This window comes from Novosphingobium resinovorum, from assembly GCF_036352595.1.
GTDB lineage: Bacteria > Pseudomonadota > Alphaproteobacteria > Sphingomonadales > Sphingomonadaceae > Novosphingobium > Novosphingobium resinovorum_B.
Map to the genome: position 1 here is coordinate 65,805 of NZ_JAZFAX010000007.1, position 20,614 is coordinate 86,418.

Sequence of the window (20,614 nt, forward strand, 5' to 3'; positions counted from 1 at the left end):
TCACTGCAGGGGCCCCGGATAGCGGGTCAGCATGTCGTTGCCGGGCAGGAACGGCTCGCCCCGGAAGTTGACGGCATTGGCGAAGCGCGTCGCGCAGGTTTCGAGGGTATGGTCGCAGCCCTGGCGCAGCAGCGCGCGGGTACCGGCGGGGGACGCTTCGTCGAGCGGCAGGTCGAGCACCAGCGCGCCGTTCGAACCGCCACCGACGACCATGGTTTCGGCGCCGGCCTGCGGTCCGTCGAGCCAGCGCAGGCGCCCGCCGACATGCGGGGCGACCTCGGGATCGTCCTCGAAGAACGCCGCGTTTTCCGCCGGATCGATCCCGGCCAGGCGGACCTCGCGGGTGAAGGCCTGCGGGTTGAGGTTGCACCCCGGCGCGCAGAAACCGGCGCGGCAGGTCGGGCTCGTGCGCGGGGTGGCATCGCGGGAAAGTTCCGCCTTGCGTGAGACGAGTTCGGCGGAAAAGGCCCCGTCCTCTTCGCTGACGGTGCCGATGGTGCCGGCGTAGAGCACCTGGCGCTCCAGCGTCTCCCAGTCGACGAGGCCGATGCGCACGCGCGCGCCGTCGAAGCGTCCGGCGGCGAGATCGGCGCTGTCGATCGCCTCGTCGGTGAGCGAGCCGCGCACTTCGGCGCTGTCGGCCTCGAAATCCGCGCTCTTGCGGATTGCGCTGGGGACCATGCCCGGCGAGGCGCGGTGAAGCACGCCGTCCAGCCACAAGTCGGCATCGTGCGAGGTGAAGCCCAGCGTCACCCCGTCACGCCGCAGGATGCACCAGAACGTGGCGATGGTCTCGAGGTCGTCGGCGAACCAGTGGCGGGTCATGATGCCTCCCGAATCTCGACGACGGGGACGCTCGGCGCTTCGCCGGCGGCGAAGGCGGCGCCCGAGACTTCGAGGCTGTCCTCGGCGAAGCGGACCGGCACGTCGAACAGGAAGCCTGCGCGGATGTCCGCGCCGACGGGCGGGGCGTCGTCGAAGGTGACGACGCCATGCGCGGCCAAGGTCCAGTTGCCGACCTGCACCACGCCGTCGATGGAGACGAGCATCGTCGCGAAATCAGGCCGGGTGATGCGGCGGACCTGGGCGTCCTCGCTTTCGCCGTAGCGCTTGATGAGCGGGAATTCGGCGGTGAGGCCGTTTCCCGTGCCGAGCTGTTGGTCGAGCGGGCCGGGAGCGGCGACCATGCCGTTCGAGCTGAAGTCGCTGGGATCGCGCAGCCGGAAGCCCCGCGCGGGGCCTCGGCGGGCGCGGAAGAAGGCGATGAGTTGGCCGAGTTCCGCCTCGGACCGCACGCCGGGGCCGACGTCGAAGCGCAGGCGCGCGTTGGACCACAGCGAATTGCGCCGTTCGAACCCGGAGGCGGTGACCGAGACGCTGGTGGAGAACTCGGGCACCACCGTCGCGTCGCGGCCGAGTGCGAGCGGGTAGAGCACGTCGTCGAAGGCCTGCATGGGGTCGGCTCCTGAGGTTGGCGGCGGGGGGAGGCGCACGTATCCGTCACGCGCGACCTGGGGCAGCGCCCAGACGACGACTTCGTGGGGGGCGCGGGTCAGGGCTTCGTCGATCCCGGCATCGATGCGGCGCCACTGGTCGCGCTGTTCGGGGGCGAGGACGAAGCCCGCGAGGTAGTCCTGCTCGCGGGGCGGGTAGCTGAGGCGGGCGTCGACTTCGGCATGGGCCATGCGGCGGTGGGCGTCGGCCCCGGCGGTGAGCCAGTCGTAGTCTTCCACCTGCAGCCGGTCGAACGCGGGCGCGGCCCAGCCGAGTGGCAGGTTGGCGCGCTTCAGTTCGGGCATGTCGGGCGCGAGCAGGGTGGGGGTGAAGACCAGTGCCAGCGCTTCGACCGGCGAGGGCGCGACCGCCGTGCGTACGGCGGAAACGAGGTTGGCGGTCGATTGCGCCAGCAGCGCGCCTGCCTGATCGAGCAGCGCCGTCTGCGCCGGGGCGAGCGGTGCGCGCATGTCGGGAATGGCGGCGGGCGACCCGCCGAATGCGGCCCTGGCGGCATCGTCGTAAAGGCAGATGCGGCCGTCGCCGAAGGTCCACCACCATGGTTCGCCGACCTGAAAGCGGACGGGTGCGCCCACCTCGGCGAGCAATCCGGCGAAGGCCGCGCTGACCGTCTGCAGCCAGGCCATCGCCTCCGCATTCGCGGGGGAGAGCAGGGTGGAGGGCGGCTCCCAGCCGGTCAGCGCCGGGGTGCCTTCGAGGTCGCGCTGCTTCCACGCTTCGGGACAATGCTGGTCGAGCAGTTCGTAGGACAGCGAGGCCATCGGGCTCAGCCCCGCTTCGACGCATCCGGCGAAGAAGGCGCGGTGCCAGCTGCGGGTCGGGCCGTTCAGCGGATCGCCGCCCTGCCCGGCGAGGTATCGGCCGTCGCTTGCCGTGAGCCGGAAGTAGTGGCTCATGCCGAGGTAATGCACCACCGATCCGCGATAGCCGAGCTGGCGCACGGCGCGGATCAGGCGGGCCGGGGTCTGAATGCCCTGATCGTCGTAGCCGGTCGCCATGGCGAGGCCGTTCGCGGGCATGACGACGTCGCCGATCTCCAGCATGGCGCGGGCGCCGTCGGTGGCGATTTCGGACATCTCGAACCAGCCTTCGGCCTCGGCGGGGAGCGGGTCGGGGCTGGCGCCGTCGTAGCCGGGCGGGGCGAAGGAGATGAACATTCGCTCGATCGCGCCGGGCCAGACGCGGTCGGCGTCGGCGGGCAGGGCGTAGCCGCCGTCGAGCGCCGAGAAATCGAGCGTGACGAAGGCATCCTCGCCTGTCCCTTGCGCATAGTTCCAGAGGCGCACGTACCAGGTATGCGGCGCGCCCGCTTCGTCGCGGCCCTCGATGGTGAGGGTCGGGCCGTTGATTGCGTCGAGCGGGATCAGTCCGCCCGAGCGCCAGCGGAAACGCAACGAGGTATGCGCGTAATCGCGGTCGGTGCGGTAGGCGAGCAGGGGGTGGTCGAGCGTATCGACACTGTCCCAGATCAGCCCGCCGAGGTCGGCGCGGCGCAGGAACGAGGCTTCCACCCGCAGCGCATCGGGGGCGGTGGACACTACGGTTGCCACCATCGGGCGGGGGAAGTTGACGGTCCAGAAGCGCGGGTCGAAGCGCATGAGCCAGTCGCTCGCCTGCCCCTCGCGCTTGCTGGCGAGCCAGAATGCCATGGCGTCTCTCCTCAGTTCGAGAGGGCGCGGCGCACGGCGCTCGCGACCTGGCGGCTGGAGCGCTGCAGCGACTGCGGCGCGCTGGAACCGCGCGGGGCCGAGAGGTTGATCGCCACGCGCACGTCGCGGCTGGCTGAACCACTGGTCTCGATGCGGCCGGCGGAGGTCGGCACGAACAGTTCCGGCCCGCGCTCGCCCACGACATAGCCCCGCCCGGGAGACACGTTGCCGCCGCTGGCGCGGCCCGGCAGGCCGAGCGCGCCGGTCAGCAGGCCGGAGAGGTCCAGCCCGCCGCCCGCGCCGCTGCCGCCGACCAGCGCCGAGGCCAGCGTCTGGGCGGCCTGCCCGGCGATGGCGTCGAGCGTCGAGGCGGCGGTGCGCTTGAGGTCGTCGAAGCCGAGGCTGCCTTTGCGGATCGCGCCGGAAAGGCCCTTTTCCAGCGCGTCGCCCGCGCGGGTGAAGCCGGAGACGAGGTCGCCGTCCACGGCGCCGCGCATCTGCGCGATGTCGCGGACGAAGCCGTCGGTGCCGGCGCGGACCTCGACGAGGAGGCTGTCGATTTCATCGTCCATGATCGGTTTCCATCAGCTTGACGAGGGTGTCCCGGTCGAAGCCCGCAGGCGCGCCGGGGGAGAGCAGGCCGAGCGCGGCGGCCAGTTCGGCCGGGGTGGCGGCCCAGAACTCGGCGGGCCGCCACCCCAGCGTGCGCGCTGCCGTGGCGCAAAGGCCCAGCGCGGCCGCCGCGAAGGTCACGCGCTGCCCTTGAGCACTTGCGCGAGCAGCACCCGCAGCGGCGCGGCGCAGGCGGCGAGGCCCTGGGCGACGATCGCCGCGCCCACCGTTTCGCGGCTTGGCCGGTCGGCTTCGGGCAGGCAGTGCCAGAACAGCGTGGCCATCTCGGCGAGGCGAAGTTCGCCCGCGCCCGCCCGCTCGACGAGGGCGAAGAGGGGACCGAGTTCCGCCTCGGCGGCGACCAGCGCGGTGAAGCTGGGGCGCATCACGTAGGCGCCGGGGCCGATGGCGATGGCCGCCTCGCCGCGCAAAGGGTTGGGCGTCATGCCGGGATCACCTCGCCCGAGCTTTCGAGCTGGAGCGTGTAATTGCGCTCGCCGTTGAAATCGCCCGCGTAGTCGAGGCGCTGGACGAGGAAACGCCCACGCAGCCGCTCGCCGTCCTCGAAGCTGAGTTCGTAGTCGTCGAGGGTGCCGGCCATGGCGTTGGCGCGCACCTGCGCCTCGGCGGCGCTGCCGAGGAAGATCCCCGCCGCGCTCACCGAGACCGAGCGCACGCCCGCGCCCGACAGCAGTTCGCGCCAGCCGCCGCTGTCCTTGGAGGTGACGACGACGGCGTCGCCGGTGACCGACATCTGCGTGGTGCGCAGCCCCGCGACGGTCTGGTAGGCGGCGGGGGTGGCGCCGTTGGAGATCTTCAGGAGGAAGGCGCTGCCTTTCTGGGCGGGCATGGTGAGGCTCCTTTGGAATTGGGGGAAGGGGGGATGACGGATCAATTGGCCAGCAGGCGAAACCTGTATTCGAGCAGGATCGCGCGGCGGCTTTCCCCGCGCTGCTCGGCGCGGGCGCGCAGGAACTGGATCGAGGCGATCTGGAAGCCCGGCTGCACGCGCGGCAGGCTGTCCACTCGCGCCTCGATGGCGGTGACGAGGTTCGCCGCCGCATCGGGCGCGTCGCCCCGGCAATGCAGTTCCAGCGCCACGCGGACCTCGCGGCCCGGTGCGGTCTTGCAGCTCCAGTCGGTGCTGGCGCTCGACGCGATGGCGAGCCAGGGCAGGCTGGTGCGCGAGGGGGCTTCCTCGACCACCGCGTTGAGGTTCGCCGCGAGTGTCATGTCGGCGGCCAGCCACGCGGTCAGGGCAGAGCGAAGGGCGATTTCCATGGCCTATCCTTTCGCGAACAGCGGCCAGACGAGGCCTGCGCGGCGCCAGCGGGCGTCGTCCTGACGGGCGGCAAGGCGGCGGCTGGTGGCCCAGGCGACGGCGAGCGTGGCGGCGCTGGCAGTCAGTCGCCGGGCGAGGGCGTCGAAGTCGGTCTCGGCCTTCATGGCGCCCGTCATTTCAGGCGCATCCGGCGCCACGGACGCCACAGCGCGGCGACGGAGGCGGGCGGCAATGGCGCTGCCCCGTTACCGTCACGCTCGCGGTGCTGGTGCGCGGCGAGGCGGACGACGCCGTGGCGCAGCGCTTCCGGCAGGGCGTCCCACTCGGGCGAAAGACCGGCGGTGAAGCGGACCGCGACGCGGCTGTCGGCGCCGGGCAGCGGCAGGTGCACGCGGCCGGTGCCGTCGGCGTCGAGGTCAGCCTCCCAGCTGCCGGAGGCGAGCGGGGTGCGGGTGCCGTCCGCCGCGATCGTCTCGACTGAGGCAATGGCCTGCACCGGGCGCGTCGCCAGCGTGTGCCAGAGTTGGTGCCTCTCGGCGCGGGGGGAGAGCACTTCCTCGCACTCGGCCTCAATCGGCAGAGTGCCGGTGAAGGCCTCGCAAGTGTCCAGCGCGGCGGCGAGCAGCGCGGTCAGCGGGGCGTCGTCGGTGGCGGTGGTGATGCCCAGCCACTGCTTCAGTTCGGCCAGTGCCGGGGGCGGCAGCGTGGGCGGGGTGAGGATGACCCGCATGGTGGGTGTCTCCGATACGAAGAGAGGGGACGTCGTACCGGGCTCGATCCGGGACCGGTGGCGGGCCTTGAGGCGGAGCCTCGCCGGGGCCTGGGTGCGGCCCGGCCAGCGGTCCCGGATCAAGTCCGGGACGACGAGGAAATGTTACCCGCGCCGCCGGGAGGGGGAACGGCGGCGCGGGCTCTCTACCTGCGGGGCGTCAGGCGGAGATGCGCAGCAGCTTGATCGCGTCGGAATCCAGCACCTGCCCGCCGATCCGCTTGGTGGCGTAGAAGTGGACGAAGGGCTTGTTGGTGAACGGATCGCGCAGGATCGAGGTCGCGGTGCGCTCGGCGATGAGGTAGCCGGCGCGGAAGTTGCCGAAGGCGATCGGCAGGGCGTTGGCGGCGATGTCGGGCATGTCCTCGGCCTCGACCACCGGGTAGCCGAGCAGGCGGTTGGGCTGGCCTTCCATCAGGCCCGGCTGCCACAGGAACGAGCCGTCCGCCGCCTTCAGCTTGCGCACCTGCGCCAGCGTCTTCGAGTTCATCACCCAGCTGGCGCCCTGGCGATGACCGGCCTTGAGCGAGTGGACGAGGTCGATCAGCTTCAGTTCGGGCGAGGTGTCGAAGCCCGCCGCATTGCCCGAGACGATGTGCTGCAGCTGGCCGAAGGTGCGGGCGCCGTCGGCCGAGGTGCTGGTGGTGCCGGTCAGGAAGCCGCGCGGCTGATTGGTGCCGGTGCCGCTGACGAAGGCGGCGCCTTCCGCACGGGCGAATTCCATCGCGATCTCGTCGGCCAGCCACGACTGGATGTCGAAGGCGGCATCGTCGAGCATCGCCTGGCTCGCCGCCGGGTTGGCGTAGAGTTCGCCCGAGGGCGGGGCGATCTCGGCGAAGCTGGGCGTCGCGGTTTCGGGGCGCGTGGCGGTCTCGCTCACCCAGCCCGAGGCGGTGCCGCCGGTGGTGATGAGCTTGCGGTAGCCCGCCGTGCTGGTCTGCACCACCTGCGCGATCGCGCGGATCGGGCTGATGTTCTTGAGCCGGGCTGAGATCAGCGCATCGATCTCACTCGGGACGGCATAGCCGCCGTCGGCCAGGGCCGCGCCGGAGAGCGACTTGAGTTCCGTCTCGCGGCCCGAGCGCAGGTAGCCCTGCACGAAGCTCTTCACTTCGAGCGAGGGCGCGGCGCCCATGCCCTCGATCAGCGGGCGCGATGCGGCGCGCGAAACGCGGTCGAGGCGGGCCTTCACGTCGTCGACGTCGGTGCGAAGCGCGGTGACGGCGGCGTCGGTGGCGTCCTGGCGCGCGACCAGGTCGAACGAGGCGTCGATCGCCTCGACGGGAGCAGTGGATTCCATGGGTAGGCACCTTTCTGTGGTGGGGAAGGGGGAGCCATGACGTCGTCCCGGGCTCGACCCGGGACCGGTGGCTGTCTTTAGGCGGTGGCTGTCACTCCGGGCGCCTTGACGAGGGTTGGGCGCGGCTAGGCCAGCGGTCCCGGATCAGGTCCGGGACGACGGGGAAATCAGATGCACCCGCGCGCCGTGCTGCATCGGGTGGGTGACGAGGCTGACCTCGAACAGCTCAACGTCGAGCAGTTCGCGGCCCGCATCGGAGCGGCGGGAGGAGCGGGCGCGGTAGCCGAACGAGAGGCCGGTCACCGAGCCGCGCTTGAGGGCAAGGCCCGCCGCGCCGTCCGGGTTGTCTACGCGCGCGACCACGCGCAGGCCGCGCGCATCCTCGGCGGCGGTCTCGACCCAGCCGATTCGGAGGTCCGGGCGGTGCTGCCAGTAGAGCGGGATGGGATCGCGGCGCTCGGCCAGCGAGCGGGCGAAGGCGCCTGCGCGGATGGTGTCGCGGCTGGCATCGGGCTGGCCGAACAGTGCGGCGTAACCGGCGAAACGCATCATCGCAGCAGCTCCGTCGCACCCAGCCGTACGGTCAGGCCGAGCAGCAGCAGGGCGAGGGCGCCGCGCATGATCCAGCTGAGCACCGTGCGGCGCGCGCTCGACTTGGCGTCGCGCCAGGCCTGCAGCAGTTCACGCAGTTCGCTGACGTCCTGCGGCGCGGTGGCGTCGCCCAGGCCGATGCGGGCGAGCATTCGTTTCGCGCCCAGTTCGCTCGCTTCCTCGACCACGGCGCGCAGGGTGACGAGGTCGCTCCCCTCGGATGCCGCCTGCGCGAGCAGACCGGCCAGCATATCGTTTGAGTTCATGATTTGTTCCCTTCTTCAAGGCCCAGAAGGCGGCGCTTCTCGGACGGGTCGAGGAAATCGGCGGCGCTCACCTGCGACCATAGCCGCTCGCGGTCCTCGGCCAGCGCGGGCACGCGGTCGAGGTCGATGGCGAGCGCCGCATCGGGGAACCACGGGGCAAGGCCCTCGCCCAGCGCGGCGAAGATCTTCGCCGCCAGCGGCAGCAGGGTAAGCCGCCACAAGGCGCGGTTGGCCTCGCGGTAGTTGTTGTAGGTCGCATCGCCCGGCAGGCCGAGCAGCATCGGCGGGACCCCGAAAGCGAGCGCGATGTCACGCGCGGCGGCGGCCTTGAGGGTGGCGAAATCCATGTCGGCGGGCGTCATCGCCATCGCCTGCCAGCTGAGGCCGCCCTCCAGCAGCATCGGCCGCCCGGCGTTCGCCATCCCGGCATAGGCAGCGGTGAGTTCGGCCTTGAGGCGGTCGAACTGCTCAGCCGTCAGCGCGGCGCCGTCCGGGCCTTCGTAGACCAGCGCCCCGGAAGGCCGCGCGGCGTTCTCCAGCAACTGCCGGTTCCAGGCCGACGCGGCGTTGTGCGTGGCGATCGCCTCGTCGGCCGCGCACAGGCATCCGGCGCCGTAGTGATCGTCGCCCGGATGGAAGTGGCGGATGTGGATCACGTTGGGCGAGGCATCCTCGTCCAGCAGCGGGATCGACAGGCGCCGCCCCGCGACTTCATAGGCATAGGCGGCAGGCCAGCCGTCCTCGCCCGCGACCACGCTGACCCGCTCGGGCCGCAGCGCGAACAGTTCGACCGGACGGCCGCGCGCGTCCTTCATGACCTGCACATAGGCATTGCCATGAAGCAGCAGCTGCGAGGCGAGCGTCTCCAGCAGCGACTGCCCGGCGCTGGTGTCGGTGACGAGCGCGGCCAGCGCCGCATCGGTAGGCTTGAGCGGCGCGCCGCCGATGCCCTCGGCGACAAGCCGTACGGCACGCTGGGCGACCGGGTTTTCGAGATAGGCACGGCGGACGGCCTGCGTATATTCGAAGGGGATACGTCCGTCGCCGCTCTGGCTGAAGAACCACGGCGATGCCGATCCGCGCGCGAGCACAGGCCGGTCACTTGCGCCTTTGAAAGCGGCGACGAGCGATTCGAGGAAGGACACGGGAGAGGGTTCCTTTCGAAGAGGGAAATCAGGGAAGGGAAGTCCTGGGGCCATTGCCCCAGACCCCGCAACTGTCGTCGTCGTGCGCGTAGCGGCCTCAGCCCAGATGGCGCCGCAGGCTATGTCTCCCGGCTCACAGTGGGCGCGGGACGAGGCGGCGCGCGGAACCTCGACGGTAATGGGGGTGCAGGGGGGCTATGCTCCCCTGCGTTTTTCTTCAGGCAATTCGCACTTTCGGATCTGAAACCTTCCCGAGCATCAGCTCGCTCAAGGCCCAGACCAGCGCGTCTGCCCGGTCGGGAGAGCGTCCCGGCCCCTGATAGCCGCCGCCGGCCAGCAGCCCGCACATCTGGTCTTCCAGTGCCGCGAACGTCCCGGCGTGGCGGACCCGGCCCGCTTCGTACAAGGCCGCGACCGGTTCCGCCCGTGCCGCCTTGCCCCGGCTGGCGTGGACCAGCTTGAGCGGCAACGACACTTGCGCCGCGCGCAGCACCGAGGCGACCATCGCGCCGCCCTGGTTCGCTTCGGCGACGACGCGGTCGGCGTTCCAGGCCTCGGCGGTGGCGGCCACGGTGCGGGCCCAGCGTTCCGGCCCGGCTTTCTCGACCGAGGCATCGGCGAGGACGTGCGCGGTGCCGTCCGCCGCAAGCCCGGCGACGACGATGCCGCAGGCGTCTCCCCCGGCCGAAGCGGGGGGATCGACGGCCACGACCACACGCATCAGTTCGGGCGCGGCGTCGACGCGGCAGGTTTCCAGCAAGGCGCGCGACCACAGCGCGCCTTCGACTTCGGCGATGAGTTCGCCGTCCAGTTCCTGCCTTCCGAGCAGGGTGCCGCCGTACGTCCCGCGCATCGCGTCGAGGAATTGCGCGGGCAGGTTGGCGGCGTTGTCGAACGTGCTGCCCTGCGTCACCGTGACGCGCTCGGCCGCGATCAGCCGTGTCACCAGCGGTACGCCGCGCGGCGTGGTAGTGGCGACCACGCGGCAGTCGGTGCCGAGGCGCAGGCCCATCATCAGGTTGTCCCATGCGCTCGTCGCACGGGCGGAGGCGTTGTCCCACTTGGCGATCTCGTCGCACCACGCATGGCTGTGCTGCGGGCCGCGCAGCGATTCGGGCTCGGCGGCGGAGTAGAGCGTGGCCTGCGCGCCGTTCGGCCATGTGAGGCGGCGCAGCGAGGGTTCGAACACCGGCCGCCGCCATGGCGCACCGACGTTGAGTAGGCCGCTCTCGCCCTCGACCATCACGGTACGCGCTTCACCGAGATTGGCGGCGACGAGGGCGATGCGCGCGGTGGGCTCGGCCTCGGCGATCGAGGACGTCCATTCGGCGCCGCAGCGGGTCTTGCCGAAGCCGCGCCCGGCCATGACCAGCCATACGCGCCAGTCGCCGGCGGGCGGCCGTTGTTCAGGGCGCGCCCAGAGATTCCAGTGCCACGCCCATTCGCGGCGATGCTCGGGATCGAGCGCGGCGATATGATCCTCGATTTCGGTTTCGGTCGCCTCGCGCAGCCAGTCGTAATCAGCCATCCGCGGCGTCCTTCGTCTCTGCGCTGCGGCGGGCGATGACCTGGCGGCGCAGCTGTTCCAGCTTCGCGTCGATGGCGGCGCGCACGACGGCGACGTCCTCGTTTTCGCGCATCGCCCTTTCGCGCGCCACGTTCTCGCGGTGGAGGCCGAGCAGGCGCAGGGCATTGGCGTTGTCGAACTTGACCGCGCCGTCCTTGTCCTCGCCGAAGCGCAAGCGGTGGAGCACTTCGAGTTCGAGGTTCTGGTAGCCTTCGAGCAGCGCGGTCTGCCACTTGCGGGCGAACTCCGGGTCCAGCCGGCGCACCTTGTAGGCACGGCTGGGGTGAGCACCGGCGATGGCGGCCGCGGCGGTGACGTTCGAGGTTTCGGCCAGCGCGGCAAGGAAATACTTGCGCCAGTGCTTGTTGAGGTCGCCCTCTTCCTCTTCCATTAATGCGGCGCTGATCTTGGTTCGCGGACGGCGCGTCTTCGCGCCGGGCGAAGCCTGCTTCGGCTCGACCATGGGGGGGATCCTGTACTGGAGAGGCGGGCACGTCCGCGAACCGGAGAGAGCGGCGGGACGACTCGGGGGTGTCTGCGTTGTTCCTGTTATGTACCCAAATGGCGGAACAATGTCAACTAAGATAACCAAATTGGTTTTCGTGTTGATGCTTGCCGCGATGCAGCGCGGCTTCTAGATCACGATAACTTTACTGCGAACTCGTCATTGCGAGCGAAGCGAAGCAATTCAGGGCGTTCTGCACTGCCCTGGATTGCTTCGCTTCGCTCGCAATGACGAGGGGTGGTTGGATCCTATCATCGCGCCCTGACCAGGGTGCCGACTGTCTCCCGGGGGGAATTCTCGAATGCTGCGCGGCCTCTACGAATGGACCATGGCCAAGGCCTCGCACCGCCATGCCGGCTGGTGGCTGGCCGCTTTCGCCTTCATGGAGGCGAGCTTTTTCCCTGTCCCGCCGCACCCGCTGCTGGGCCTGATGTGCCTGGCCGAGCCGAAGAAGGCGATTCGCTATGCCGCGATCGCCACGGTGGCATCGGTGGCGGGCGGATTGCTGGGCTATGCGATCGGGCACTTCGCCTATGCCGCTTTCGGCGAAGCGCTGCTGCACGCGCTGCACTTGTCGGAGAGCTTCCCCAAGGCCGCCTGCTATCTGCGCGATTACGGCGCCGAGATCATCATCGTGAAGGGCGCGACGCCGATCCCCTTCAAGCTGCTGACGATCACGGCGGGCTTCATCGGCATGAACCTGCTGGTTTTCGTGGGCGCCTCGATCGTCTCGCGCTCGATCAGCTTCATGATCGTGGGCGTGCTGTTCCGCTTGTTCGGTGCGCCGATCAAGGCGGTGATCGACAAGCATCTGGGCAAGGTGACGGTGGGTTTCGTGGTGCTGATCATCGCCGGGTTTCTGGCGGTTTCGCTGCTCGGCGGCGGATCGAAGGAAACGACGGAGAAGTGCGCTTCGGCGGTGGCCGCGGTCGGCTGATCGCGCTGTTTCACCCGCACCGCTCGTGCTGGGTTTGTCGAGGCATGGGAACTCACGCGGTATCCCGAGGCCTTCGACAAGCTCAGGCAGAGCGGGGGGCGGAAGTCGGCGCAGTCATGGCGCCTCCGCCCGGCGTCACCCTGAACTTGTTTCAGGGTCCATTATGCAACGCGCGCGGTGCCATGCCGCAGCAAACCGCCCGATCCTCTGGGCGAACCGACCTTCCGGCGCCAACTGCCCGATGGACCCTGAAACAAGTTCAGGGTGACGGCGTGGGGGAGGCGGTGGCGGCGGCCCATCAACTCCGGAAATTTCCGCCCCTCGCAGTGACTTGACGGCTGTAACCATTGTGTCATCCTCTCCGTGCTGCACCGCAAGGTAGCGGTGCCGGAAGGAGGGCTATGGCTGGTCTACCGGTTGGAGCATCGTCGGATTTCCGTGCTTCCGCGGATTTCCTCAGGCAGCTTGAGGGCTATGGGCTCACGACTGTCGAGATCCACTATTTCCTGCCCGACCATCCCCGGTTCCTGCAGCTCTTCGCTTTCCAGCAATACGACGTGGCGCCGCGCTTTCCGGTGCTGCGCGATTTCCTCGACTATTGGACGCGCGAGATCGAGGGGCCGCTCCATTCGGTGCGGATCGCCCACAATCACCTGATCGGGCCGCAGGAATGGCGGGCAGTGGACGGGATCATCTCGATCCACTGACAGACAGGCCACTGACGGGGTCTTGCTCCTGACATGCTGCGGGTGGATACCCGGCGCATCCGAAAGAGGAGACAGCCATGTCCAAGATCGCCGTCGTCGTCGGCAGCCTGCGCGCCGAATCGTTCAACCGCAAGCTGGCCGAGGCGCTGATCCGCCTGCCCGCTGCGCAGGGGCATGATTTCACTTTCGCCGACATCGGCGCGCTGCCGCTCTACGATCAGGACGACGATGGCGATCAGGCGGAGAGCGTCAAGGCGCTGAAGGCGCTGATTTCGGGTTCGGACGGGGTGATGTTCGTGACGCCGGAATACAACCGCTCGATGCCCGGCGTACTCAAGAACGCGATCGACAATGCCTCGCGGCCTTATGGGCAGAGCGCCTGGGCGGGCAAGCCGGCGGGCGTGATCGGCGTGTCGGTGGGCGCGATCGGGACGGCGCTGGCGCAGCAGCACTTGCGCAACGTGCTGGCCTATCTCGACATGCCGACGCTCGGCGCGCCCGAGGCGTTCCTGCAGTGGAAGGACGGGCTGCTGAACGAGGACGGCACCGTGGGTGCGCAGTCGGCCGATTTCCTCGGCGGCTGGATGACGGCTTTCCTGAACTACGTGGCCATTCATAGCTGACGTAGTTCCTCCCCGAGCTTGCTCGGGGAGGGGGACCACTCGAAGAGTGGTGGAGGGGGAGAGGCGAGGCGATTCCCCCTCCGTCAGCCCTGACGGGCTGCCACCTCCCCGAGCAAAGCTCGGGGAGGAATGCGAGGTCAGATGATCCCCACCACAGTCCCGGCGCGGGTGAACATGCCGATGATCTGCTGGACCTGCTCTGCCGAATGCTCGGCGCAGAGCGAGCAGCGCAGGAGGGTCATGTTCGCAGGCGTCGCCGGCGGGCGGGCGAGGTTCACGTAGAGCCCCTCGTGCAGCAGCGCTTCCCACATCATCGCGCCGCGTTCCAGATCGGGCATGATGACCGAGATGATCGCGCTCTGCGGCTCGGTGGTGCCGAGCTGGAAGCCCGCGTCGGTCAGGCCCTTGTGAAGCGTGCGCGAACTGTCCCACAAGTGCGCGCGCTTCTCGCCCGCGTTCATCAGCTTGCGGATCGAGGTGGTCGCGGTGGCGACGACGCTCGGCGGCAGGCTGGCGGTGAACACGTAGGGGCGGCAGACCAGGCGCATGATCTCGAACTTGGGATGGTTCGAGACGCAGAAGCCGCCGACGGTGCCGACCGACTTGGAGAACGTACCGATCACGAAATCGACGTCGTCGAGGCAGCCCTGCTCCTCGGCCACGCCGCGCCCGTTGGGGCCGATGAAGCCCATCGAGTGCGCCTCGTCGACCAGCACCATGGCGCCGTACTTCTTGGCGACCGCGATCATTGCCTTGAGCGGGGCGATGTCGCCCAGCATCGAATAGACGCCCTCCAGGATCACCAGCTTGCCGGCGCCCTCGGGAATGCGCTTGAGGCGCTTTTCCATCGCCTCGATGTCGTTGTGCTTGAAGGGCACGACTTCGGCGTCGCCCATCTTGCAGCCGTCCCAGATCGAGGCGTGGCTGTCGATGTCGAGGACGATGTAATCGCCCTTGCCGGCGATGGTCGAGATGATCCCGAGGTTGGCCTGGTAGCCGGTCGAGAACACCATCGCGTGGTCCATGGCGTAGAAGTCGCAAAGCGCCTCTTCCACCGCCTTGTGGCCCGCGTAGGTGCCGTTGAGTACCCGGCTGCCGGTGGTGCCCGAGCCGAAGTCGTCGAGCGCCTGCTTGCCCGCCGCGATCACGTCGGGGTCGAAGGTCATGCCCATGTAGTTGTAAGTGCCCAGCAAAATCGTCTCGCGCCCGTTGCACAGGGCGACGGTGGGCGAGATCACCTTCTCCATGACCAGCCCGAACGGATCGGTGACGCCGGTGGCGAGCAAGTCGCTGCGCATCTTGATCAGCGGGTCGAACTTGCTGAAAAGATCAGTAGTATCAGACATTTGCAATCAGCCCTTGAGCTTGACCACGGCATCGACGAGCTGGCCGAAGTTCTCGATCTCGGCCTGCGCATTCATCGAGATGATGATGTCGAACTCGTCCTCGATGGCGGCGACGAAGTCCATCACCGTCAGGCTGTCGAATTCCAGGTCGTCGGTGAAACGGGTGGCGTCGGTCACTTCGACGCCCTTCTTGTTGAAGGGCTCGATCAGCGCGGCGATGCGGGCCGAAGTCTCTGCGCGGTCCATGGGTATCTAACTCCGAAAGCGTCGGGCGGCTCTCTGGCCGGGAATTGCGGCGCAAAAGCGGCGCGGGTGTAACATGTCAAGGGCGCGCTTACAGCAGCGCCCGTACCGCCTGCATGAACGGGCCGATCGAAACCGGCTTCGCCAGATAGCCTTCGGCGCCTGCCTCGCGGATGCGTTCCTCGTCGCCCTTGCCGGCGTAAGCGGTCACCGCGAGCACGGGAATCGTGCGCAGGACCGGGTCCTTCTTCGCCGCCTCGATCAGGTCCAGCCCCGAGACATTGGGCAGCTGGATGTCCATGATCACGAGATTCGGCACGAATTGCCGCGCCTTGTCGAGCGCGTCGAGGCCATCGGCGCACGGCTCCACCGCGTAGCCCTGACTGCGGAGCACGTCGCAAAACAGCTTCCGGTTGAGATCGTTGTCCTCGACAACGAGGATTCGCTTTGCCATTCGACGCCCTGATGACCATCTGGGGTAATACACCCCGTCTATTCCGTCCGAGTGAGACTGACAATTCTTCGAGAGCCCTCATCCCCATCCGATCCGCAGGCGCTGGCCCTGAACGCCCTCGGCTGGGTGCTGAGCGATCAGGACCGTGCCGAGCGTTTCCTCTCGCTCACCGGCCTGACGCCGGAGGAACTGCGCGCCTCGCTGGGTGATCCCTCCACGCTGGGTGCGGTGATGGATTTCCTGTGCGCGCACGAGCCGGACCTGCTGGGCGCGGCCGACGCGCTGGGCGTCCAGCCCGAGATGCTGGTTGCCGCACAAAGGAAGCTGGGCGCATGACGAAACCGCTGCTCATCACCGACTGCGACGAAGTGCTGCTCCACATGATCAAGCACTTTCGCGACTGGCTGGCCGAGGAAGAAGGCGTCCACTTCGACATCGAGAACGGCGAGTTCTACAAGTCGATGCGCCGGATCGGCAGCGACACGCCGCTGGAACAGGCGGAGATGTGGACGCTGCTCAACGGCTTCTTCGATTCGCAGATGCACCGCCAGACGCCGATCGAAGGCGCCGTCGATGCGATCGCCGCGATCCGCGAGCACGCCGATGTGGTGGTCCTCACCAACCTCATGGATTTCCGCCGCGAAGCCCGCGAGGCCCAATTGATCGAGCACGGCATGCCGCTGCGCGTCTTCACCAACCAGGGGCCGAAAGGCCCGGCGCTCCAGGCGATCCTCGACGAATACCAGCCCAGCCGTGCGGTCTTCATCGACGACTTGTCGCAGCATCACGGTTCGGTCTTCGAGGTTTCCCCCCATGTCCGCCGACTGCACTTGTGCGGCGAACCGAAGATCGCCCCCAACATCAAGTGCGCCCTCCAGCTCGGCCACGCCCATGCGCGGATCGATGACTGGAAGACCGCGCTTCCCTGGCTGCTCGACAGCCTGACCCGCGAAGAAGAGGAATTCCATGAGCAAGATTGATGACCGTCTCGCCGAACTCGGCCTGACCCTGCCGGAAGCTGCTGCTCCCGTCGCGGCCTACGTCGCCGTGGTCGAGACCAATGGTCTGGCTCACGTTTCCGGCCAGTTGCCCTTCGTCGACGGCAAGCTCGTCACCGGCCGTCTGGGCGAGGACGTCTCCATCGAGGCAGGCACCGAGGCGGCGCAGGCCTGCGGCGTGATGATCCTGGCGCAGCTCAAGGCGGCGCTCGGCTCGCTCGATCGGGTGGAGCGGATCGTCAAGCTGGGCGGCTTCGTCAATTCCACCGGTGATTTCACCGACCAGCCCAAGGTCATCAACGGCGCCTCCGAGCTGATGGTCGCGGTCTTCGGCGATGCGGGCAAGCATGCGCGCAGCGCGGTCGGCGTGCCGGTGCTGCCGCTGGGCGCCGCCGTCGAAGTGGACGCCATCGTTGCCGTTCGCCCTGCTTGATCGCTGGCGTGCACCTGCACCCGATCCGCGCAAGGTCGCGTGGATCGGGGCGCAGGACTATGCCCATCGGGGGCTACACGGCAGCGGCGTGCCGGAAAACTCGCGCGCGGCCTTTGCCAGGGCCATCGCGGCGGGCAACGGCATCGAACTGGACGTGCAGCGTTCCGGCGATGGGCAACCGGTCGTCTTCCATGACGATACGCTCGACCGCCTGACCGACGAGAGCGGCCCCACCGAGCGCCGCAGCGCCGCGCAGCTGGGCACCATAACTCTGTCGGGCACGGCAGAGACCATTCCGACCCTGCGGCAGGTTCTGGCGCAAGTCGGCGGCAGGGTGCCGGTGCTCATCGAGATCAAGTCCGATCGCAAGGTGCGCATCGCCGCGCTGTGTCTGGCGGTGCGCCGGGTGCTGGAGGGCTATACCGGCAACCATGCCGTCATGAGTTTCGACCCGCGCGTCTCGCGCTGGTACTGGCGCCATTCGCCGCATACCGTGCGCGGCCTCATCATTTCCGAGGGTGAGGATCGCGCGTTGGCGGGCAAGATCCGTCGCCGTCTGTGGCTCTGGCATGCGCGGCCCGATTTCCTCGCCTACGACGTGCGCGATCTGCCGAGCCGCTTCGCCGCCGCCCAGCGCCGCCGGGGCCTGCCGGTGGCGACCTGGACGGTGCGCGCGCCCGAGCACGACGAGCGCGCGGAAAACCATGCCGACGCGGCCATCTTCGAAGTGCCCGAAGGGAACGCGTGAGCGAGGGCGCCTTCACTGCCCGCCTGCTCGGTGCCGTGGGCGAGTTGCCTGCTGCGCAGTGGGATGCACTGACTGACGGCGCCAACCCCTTCGTCAGCCACGCTTTCCTGACCGCGATGGAGCTATCTGGCAGCGTCGGCGGGCGGAGCGGCTGGACACCGCTGCCCCTGGTGATCGACGGCCCTGACGGCCGTCTCGCCGCCGCGCTGCCGGCTTATCTCAAGGACCATTCGCAGGGTGAGTACGTCTTCGATCATGCCTGGGCCGATGCCTGGCACCGGGCGGGGGGATCGTACTATCCCAAGCTCCAGATCGCGGTGCCGTTCACCCCGGCAACGGGCCCCCGTCTGCTGACCCCGCACCCCGAACTCATGCTGCCGTTGCTGCGTGCGGCGGAAACGCTGTGCCGTGACAACGGCTTGTCCTCCGCCCACGCCACTTTCATCGAGCCGGATCAGGTGACGGTGTTCGAGGGGGCCGGCTGGCTGCTGCGCGAGGACATCCAGTTCCACTGGGAAAACCGGGGCTATGCCAGCTTCGACGATTTCCTCGGGCAACTCTCCTCGCGCAAGCGCAAGGATTTGCGCAAGGAGCGCGAAAAGGCCCAGGAAGGCGTCGAAATCCGGGCACTGAGCGGTGCCGAGATAACCCAGAAGCACTGGGACGCGTTCTGGGACTTCTACCAGGACACCGGAGCGCGCAAGTGGGGCCGACCCTACCTGACGCGCGAGGCGTTCAGCCTGCTGGGCGAGACCATGGCGGACCGTATCCTCATGGTGCTTGCCTTCATCGACGGGCAGGCGGTGGCCGGCGCGCTCAACTTCATTGGCGGCGAGGCGCTCTATGGCCGCTATTGGGGGGCCACGATCGACAAGCCGTTCCTGCATTTCGAGCTGTGCTATTACCAGGCGATCGACGCCGCGATCCGGCTAGGTCTCGGCCGGGTCGAAGCCGGTGCGCAGGGCGGCCACAAGCTGGCGCGTGGCTATGAGCCTGTGCGGACCATCTCGGCGCACTACATCGTGCACGAGTCATTGCGGAGCGCGATCGCCGACTATCTCGAGCAGGAGCGCGCCGGAATCGCCAGCGATCAGATCCGGCTGGGCGGCCATTCGCCCTTCCGGAAAGAGTAGCTCAGGCCGCCTTCCGGGTGGTCGCGCCAAGCCACTGGCGCGCGCGGCGCTGGGCTTCGGCGATTTCGCGGGCGGTCATGTCGTCGGCCACTTCGGCGCGGCAGACGGTGGCTTCCTCGTGGCCACCGACGGCGGCGAGGTTGAACCACTTGTGCGCCTCGATCAGGTCACACGGTGCCCCGTGGCTGCCGGTGGAGAACGCGACGCCGAGATCGAAATAAGCCGAGGCATCGCCGGCGGAGGCCGATGCCAGCGCCTCGGCGATGAGCATGTCGCCCGCGAAGTCGCCGGCGGCAAAGTCGTTGGCAGCGGCCGGTTTGGCCATATCCTGGTTAATGCGGACAGTTTCCATCGTAATCCCCGTACCCTTGAAAAGGTTGTGACCGCGTGGACCTCAATCGTTTGCAACCGGCCCTGGCGTTCGATGAGGCAAATCTGGATCACGGGGGTCAACATATGGTTAACACGTAATCCGCAGTGATCCTCCCGCAGATTAACTCTGTGTCACCGGGAGACTGCGTTAAGAATTTTGTGGACGGGTACGCTTATACGCTTGTGCCGTCAGGGGCAGCGACTTATAGGCCGCCTCAACCGCGGATCGTTGTACGGTTACCGGAAAAGTCCGGGGCTGCAGGGCGTTGGCGATCCGAGGAAGCACTGCGGAGTTTCTCTGGATGGCAACGGCCCTAGCTGACGAAATCGATGTACTCGCCAAAGCAAAACGCGCGATTGGCGGCGCCTACATTTCCGAACCTGACGAAGAATACATGAATGAGTCGCAGCAGGATTATTTCCGCAAGCTGCTTCTCGCCTGGAAGAAGTCGATCCTCGATGCGGCAGCGGGTACGCTGCAGCAGTTGCAGGACGGCCCGATTCGCGAACCCGACCTCAACGACCGCGCTTCAAGCGAGACCGACTGGGGTATCGAACTGCGCACCCGCGACCGTCAGCGCAAGCTGATCGCCAAGATCGATTCGGCTTTGCGCCGCATCGAGGAAGGCGAATACGGCTATTGCGAGGTCACCGGCGAACCGATCGGCCTCGGTCGTCTCGAGGCCCGGCCGATCGCCACGATGACGGTCGAGGCGCAGGAAGCGCACGAACGTCGCGAAAAGGTCTCGCGCGACGACTGATCGTCAGGAACGCGGCGTCGGTCCGTAATCTCCTCAAATGGAGGTCATGGACCGGTGCCGTATTCCGGACGATCAGGTCAAGAGCCGGCTCAGCCACTGTCCGGAGCCGGGACATTAAGCCTTTGTTTGCCATTGCGGGCTAGGAATCGCCGCCATGGCACGATATTTTCCGTGCATTGGCTGCTCGATCGTGACGAGCGGCTTCTGACGTTGAAGCCTCAGGCGCCCGGACGAAGATCGCATGACCCAAGCTGACAATCGACAATCTGACAACCGACAGATCGCGCGTGACAGCCTGTTTCTCATGGCGGACTTGCGCATCGATGGCCTCGACGGCGAATTTCGCATCAAGGTGCGCAATCTTTCCGCCGGCGGCATGATGGGCGAGGGCACGGTGCGCGTGGTGCGCGGCACCGTTGTCGCGGTCAACATCCGTAATATCGGCTGGGTCGAGGGTTCGGTGGCCTGGGTCCAGGACAGTCGATTCGGTGTCGCCTTCCGCGAGGATATCGACCCGCGCCTTGCCCGCGCGCAGCCGGACAAGGTGGAACACATGACGCCGGACTATCTGCGCAATTATGCGCCGCCCGCCGCCGACACCACTTTGCTGCGCAAGATCTGAGAACCTTTTCGGAAATTTCCGCTGCTCCATTTGCGG

29 protein-coding genes are annotated in these 20,614 nt (G+C 68.1%); 10 read left to right on the plus strand and 19 right to left on the minus strand.

Annotation, left to right across the window (positions count from 1 at the left end; all coding sequences use genetic code 11):
- The 15 genes from V2S85_RS08880 to V2S85_RS08950 all read right to left on the minus strand — a co-directional run bounded on the left by V2S85_RS08880 (position 1) and on the right by V2S85_RS08950 (position 11,159).
- Positions 1–825, minus strand: coding sequence for a DUF2163 domain-containing protein (locus V2S85_RS08880; RefSeq protein WP_330702507.1), 825 nt, complete (start codon positions 823–825; stop codon positions 1–3).
- The gene (locus V2S85_RS08885; RefSeq protein WP_330702508.1) at positions 822–3,164 is read right to left on the minus strand and encodes a DUF2460 domain-containing protein; all 2,343 of its coding nucleotides are present in this window, start codon (positions 3,162–3,164) and stop codon (positions 822–824) included. The genes V2S85_RS08880 and V2S85_RS08885 overlap by 4 nt, the downstream gene beginning before the upstream one ends.
- Before the next feature lie 11 nt (positions 3,165–3,175).
- Positions 3,176–3,736, minus strand: coding sequence for a tail tape measure protein (locus V2S85_RS08890; protein WP_330702509.1), 561 nt, complete (start codon positions 3,734–3,736; stop codon positions 3,176–3,178).
- The gene (locus tag V2S85_RS08895; RefSeq protein WP_330702510.1) at positions 3,726–3,917 is read right to left on the minus strand and encodes a phage tail assembly chaperone; all 192 of its coding nucleotides are present in this window, start codon (positions 3,915–3,917) and stop codon (positions 3,726–3,728) included. The genes V2S85_RS08890 and V2S85_RS08895 overlap by 11 nt, the downstream gene beginning before the upstream one ends.
- Positions 3,914–4,222: a gene transfer agent family protein gene (locus V2S85_RS08900; protein ID WP_330702511.1), complete on the minus strand. Its 309-nt coding sequence runs from the start codon at positions 4,220–4,222 to the stop codon at positions 3,914–3,916. The genes V2S85_RS08895 and V2S85_RS08900 overlap by 4 nt, the downstream gene beginning before the upstream one ends.
- Complete coding sequence (locus V2S85_RS08905; protein WP_330702512.1) at positions 4,219–4,626, minus strand: phage major tail protein, TP901-1 family; 408 nt, start codon at positions 4,624–4,626, stop codon at positions 4,219–4,221. Before V2S85_RS08905 ends, V2S85_RS08900 begins: the two co-directional genes overlap by 4 nt.
- A 41-nt stretch (positions 4,627–4,667) precedes the next feature.
- The gene (locus tag V2S85_RS08910) at positions 4,668–5,057 is read right to left on the minus strand and encodes a DUF3168 domain-containing protein (protein ID WP_330702513.1); all 390 of its coding nucleotides are present in this window, start codon (positions 5,055–5,057) and stop codon (positions 4,668–4,670) included.
- A gap of 3 nt (positions 5,058–5,060) precedes the next feature.
- Positions 5,061–5,234 carry a hypothetical protein gene (locus V2S85_RS08915; protein WP_330702514.1) on the minus strand — a complete coding sequence of 58 codons (174 nt, stop codon included), beginning with the start codon at positions 5,232–5,234 and terminating at the stop codon, positions 5,061–5,063.
- Positions 5,231–5,788, minus strand: coding sequence for a head-tail connector protein (locus V2S85_RS08920; RefSeq protein WP_330702515.1), 558 nt, complete (start codon positions 5,786–5,788; stop codon positions 5,231–5,233). The genes V2S85_RS08915 and V2S85_RS08920 overlap by 4 nt, the downstream gene beginning before the upstream one ends.
- Positions 5,789–5,987: 199 nt before the next feature.
- The gene (locus V2S85_RS08925) at positions 5,988–7,127 is read right to left on the minus strand and encodes a phage major capsid protein (RefSeq protein ID WP_330702516.1); all 1,140 of its coding nucleotides are present in this window, start codon (positions 7,125–7,127) and stop codon (positions 5,988–5,990) included.
- 144 nt (positions 7,128–7,271) lie between these two features.
- Positions 7,272–7,676, minus strand: coding sequence for an HK97 family phage prohead protease (locus tag V2S85_RS08930; protein WP_330702640.1), 405 nt, complete (start codon positions 7,674–7,676; stop codon positions 7,272–7,274).
- Positions 7,676–7,984 carry a DUF6127 family protein gene (locus tag V2S85_RS08935; RefSeq protein WP_036529483.1) on the minus strand — a complete coding sequence of 103 codons (309 nt, stop codon included), beginning with the start codon at positions 7,982–7,984 and terminating at the stop codon, positions 7,676–7,678. The genes V2S85_RS08930 and V2S85_RS08935 overlap by 1 nt, the downstream gene beginning before the upstream one ends.
- Positions 7,981–9,129 carry a phage portal protein gene (locus tag V2S85_RS08940; protein ID WP_330702517.1) on the minus strand — a complete coding sequence of 383 codons (1,149 nt, stop codon included), beginning with the start codon at positions 9,127–9,129 and terminating at the stop codon, positions 7,981–7,983. The genes V2S85_RS08935 and V2S85_RS08940 overlap by 4 nt, the downstream gene beginning before the upstream one ends.
- A gap of 217 nt (positions 9,130–9,346) precedes the next feature.
- The gene (locus V2S85_RS08945; protein WP_330702518.1) at positions 9,347–10,657 is read right to left on the minus strand and encodes a DNA-packaging protein; all 1,311 of its coding nucleotides are present in this window, start codon (positions 10,655–10,657) and stop codon (positions 9,347–9,349) included.
- The gene (locus V2S85_RS08950) at positions 10,650–11,159 is read right to left on the minus strand and encodes a hypothetical protein (RefSeq protein WP_330702519.1); all 510 of its coding nucleotides are present in this window, start codon (positions 11,157–11,159) and stop codon (positions 10,650–10,652) included. Before V2S85_RS08950 ends, V2S85_RS08945 begins: the two co-directional genes overlap by 8 nt.
- 343 nt (positions 11,160–11,502) lie before the next feature.
- On the opposite strand from V2S85_RS08950, the gene V2S85_RS08955 reads away from it, so the two are divergent.
- The 3 genes from V2S85_RS08955 (at position 11,503) to V2S85_RS08965 (ending at position 13,468) form a co-directional block, all read left to right on the plus strand.
- Positions 11,503–12,138 (plus strand): YqaA family protein, encoded by a 636-nt coding sequence (locus V2S85_RS08955; protein WP_330702520.1) that lies wholly within the window; start codon positions 11,503–11,505, stop codon positions 12,136–12,138.
- 401 nt (positions 12,139–12,539) lie between these two features.
- On the plus strand, positions 12,540–12,845 hold the full coding sequence (locus tag V2S85_RS08960) for an usg protein (RefSeq protein WP_271180815.1): 306 nt from the start codon (positions 12,540–12,542) through the stop codon (positions 12,843–12,845).
- Between the two features lie 77 nt (positions 12,846–12,922).
- Positions 12,923–13,468 (plus strand): NADPH-dependent FMN reductase, encoded by a 546-nt coding sequence (locus tag V2S85_RS08965; protein WP_330702521.1) that lies wholly within the window; start codon positions 12,923–12,925, stop codon positions 13,466–13,468.
- 137 nt (positions 13,469–13,605) lie between these two features.
- On the opposite strand, the gene spt is transcribed toward V2S85_RS08965, so the two are convergent.
- The 3 genes from spt to V2S85_RS08980 all read right to left on the minus strand — a co-directional run bounded on the left by spt (position 13,606) and on the right by V2S85_RS08980 (position 15,511).
- Entirely contained in the window at positions 13,606–14,814 is a 1,209-nt protein-coding gene (gene spt / locus V2S85_RS08970) for a serine palmitoyltransferase (RefSeq protein ID WP_330702522.1), read from the minus strand.
- A gap of 6 nt (positions 14,815–14,820) precedes the next feature.
- Entirely contained in the window at positions 14,821–15,060 is a 240-nt protein-coding gene (locus tag V2S85_RS08975; RefSeq protein WP_330702523.1) for an acyl carrier protein, read from the minus strand.
- An 88-nt stretch (positions 15,061–15,148) separates the two neighbouring features.
- The gene (locus V2S85_RS08980) at positions 15,149–15,511 is read right to left on the minus strand and encodes a response regulator (protein ID WP_008827772.1); all 363 of its coding nucleotides are present in this window, start codon (positions 15,509–15,511) and stop codon (positions 15,149–15,151) included.
- Positions 15,512–15,562: 51 nt separating this feature from the next.
- Between V2S85_RS08980 and V2S85_RS08985 the strand changes: the two genes are divergently transcribed.
- Genes V2S85_RS08985 through V2S85_RS09005 form a run of 5 tightly spaced genes read left to right on the plus strand, consistent with a single transcriptional unit; the run spans position 15,563 to position 18,823 of the window.
- A complete protein-coding gene (locus tag V2S85_RS08985) occupies positions 15,563–15,847 on the plus strand; it encodes a DUF3572 domain-containing protein (protein WP_330702524.1) in 285 nt (94 codons plus the stop codon).
- On the plus strand, positions 15,844–16,491 hold the full coding sequence (locus tag V2S85_RS08990) for an HAD family hydrolase (RefSeq protein ID WP_330702525.1): 648 nt from the start codon (positions 15,844–15,846) through the stop codon (positions 16,489–16,491). Before V2S85_RS08985 ends, V2S85_RS08990 begins: the two co-directional genes overlap by 4 nt.
- The gene (locus V2S85_RS08995) at positions 16,478–16,942 is read left to right on the plus strand and encodes a RidA family protein (protein WP_330702526.1); all 465 of its coding nucleotides are present in this window, start codon (positions 16,478–16,480) and stop codon (positions 16,940–16,942) included. Before V2S85_RS08990 ends, V2S85_RS08995 begins: the two co-directional genes overlap by 14 nt.
- Positions 16,923–17,690, plus strand: a complete 768-nt coding sequence (locus V2S85_RS09000) for a glycerophosphodiester phosphodiesterase family protein (RefSeq protein WP_330702527.1) — start codon at positions 16,923–16,925, stop codon at positions 17,688–17,690. Before V2S85_RS08995 ends, V2S85_RS09000 begins: the two co-directional genes overlap by 20 nt.
- Complete coding sequence (locus V2S85_RS09005; protein WP_330702528.1) at positions 17,687–18,823, plus strand: GNAT family N-acetyltransferase; 1,137 nt, start codon at positions 17,687–17,689, stop codon at positions 18,821–18,823. The genes V2S85_RS09000 and V2S85_RS09005 overlap by 4 nt, the downstream gene beginning before the upstream one ends.
- Position 18,824: 1 nt before the next feature.
- Here V2S85_RS09005 and V2S85_RS09010 read toward each other — a convergent pair whose 3' ends face one another.
- Positions 18,825–19,148: a hypothetical protein gene (locus V2S85_RS09010; RefSeq protein WP_330702529.1), complete on the minus strand. Its 324-nt coding sequence runs from the start codon at positions 19,146–19,148 to the stop codon at positions 18,825–18,827.
- Between the two features lie 349 nt (positions 19,149–19,497).
- On the opposite strand from V2S85_RS09010, the gene dksA reads away from it, so the two are divergent.
- Positions 19,498–19,956, plus strand: coding sequence for an RNA polymerase-binding protein DksA (dksA, locus tag V2S85_RS09015; RefSeq protein ID WP_330702641.1), 459 nt, complete (start codon positions 19,498–19,500; stop codon positions 19,954–19,956).
- Positions 19,957–20,197: 241 nt separating this feature from the next.
- Entirely contained in the window at positions 20,198–20,578 is a 381-nt protein-coding gene (locus V2S85_RS09020) for a PilZ domain-containing protein (protein WP_330702530.1), read from the plus strand.
- Positions 20,579–20,614 lie beyond the last annotated feature (36 nt).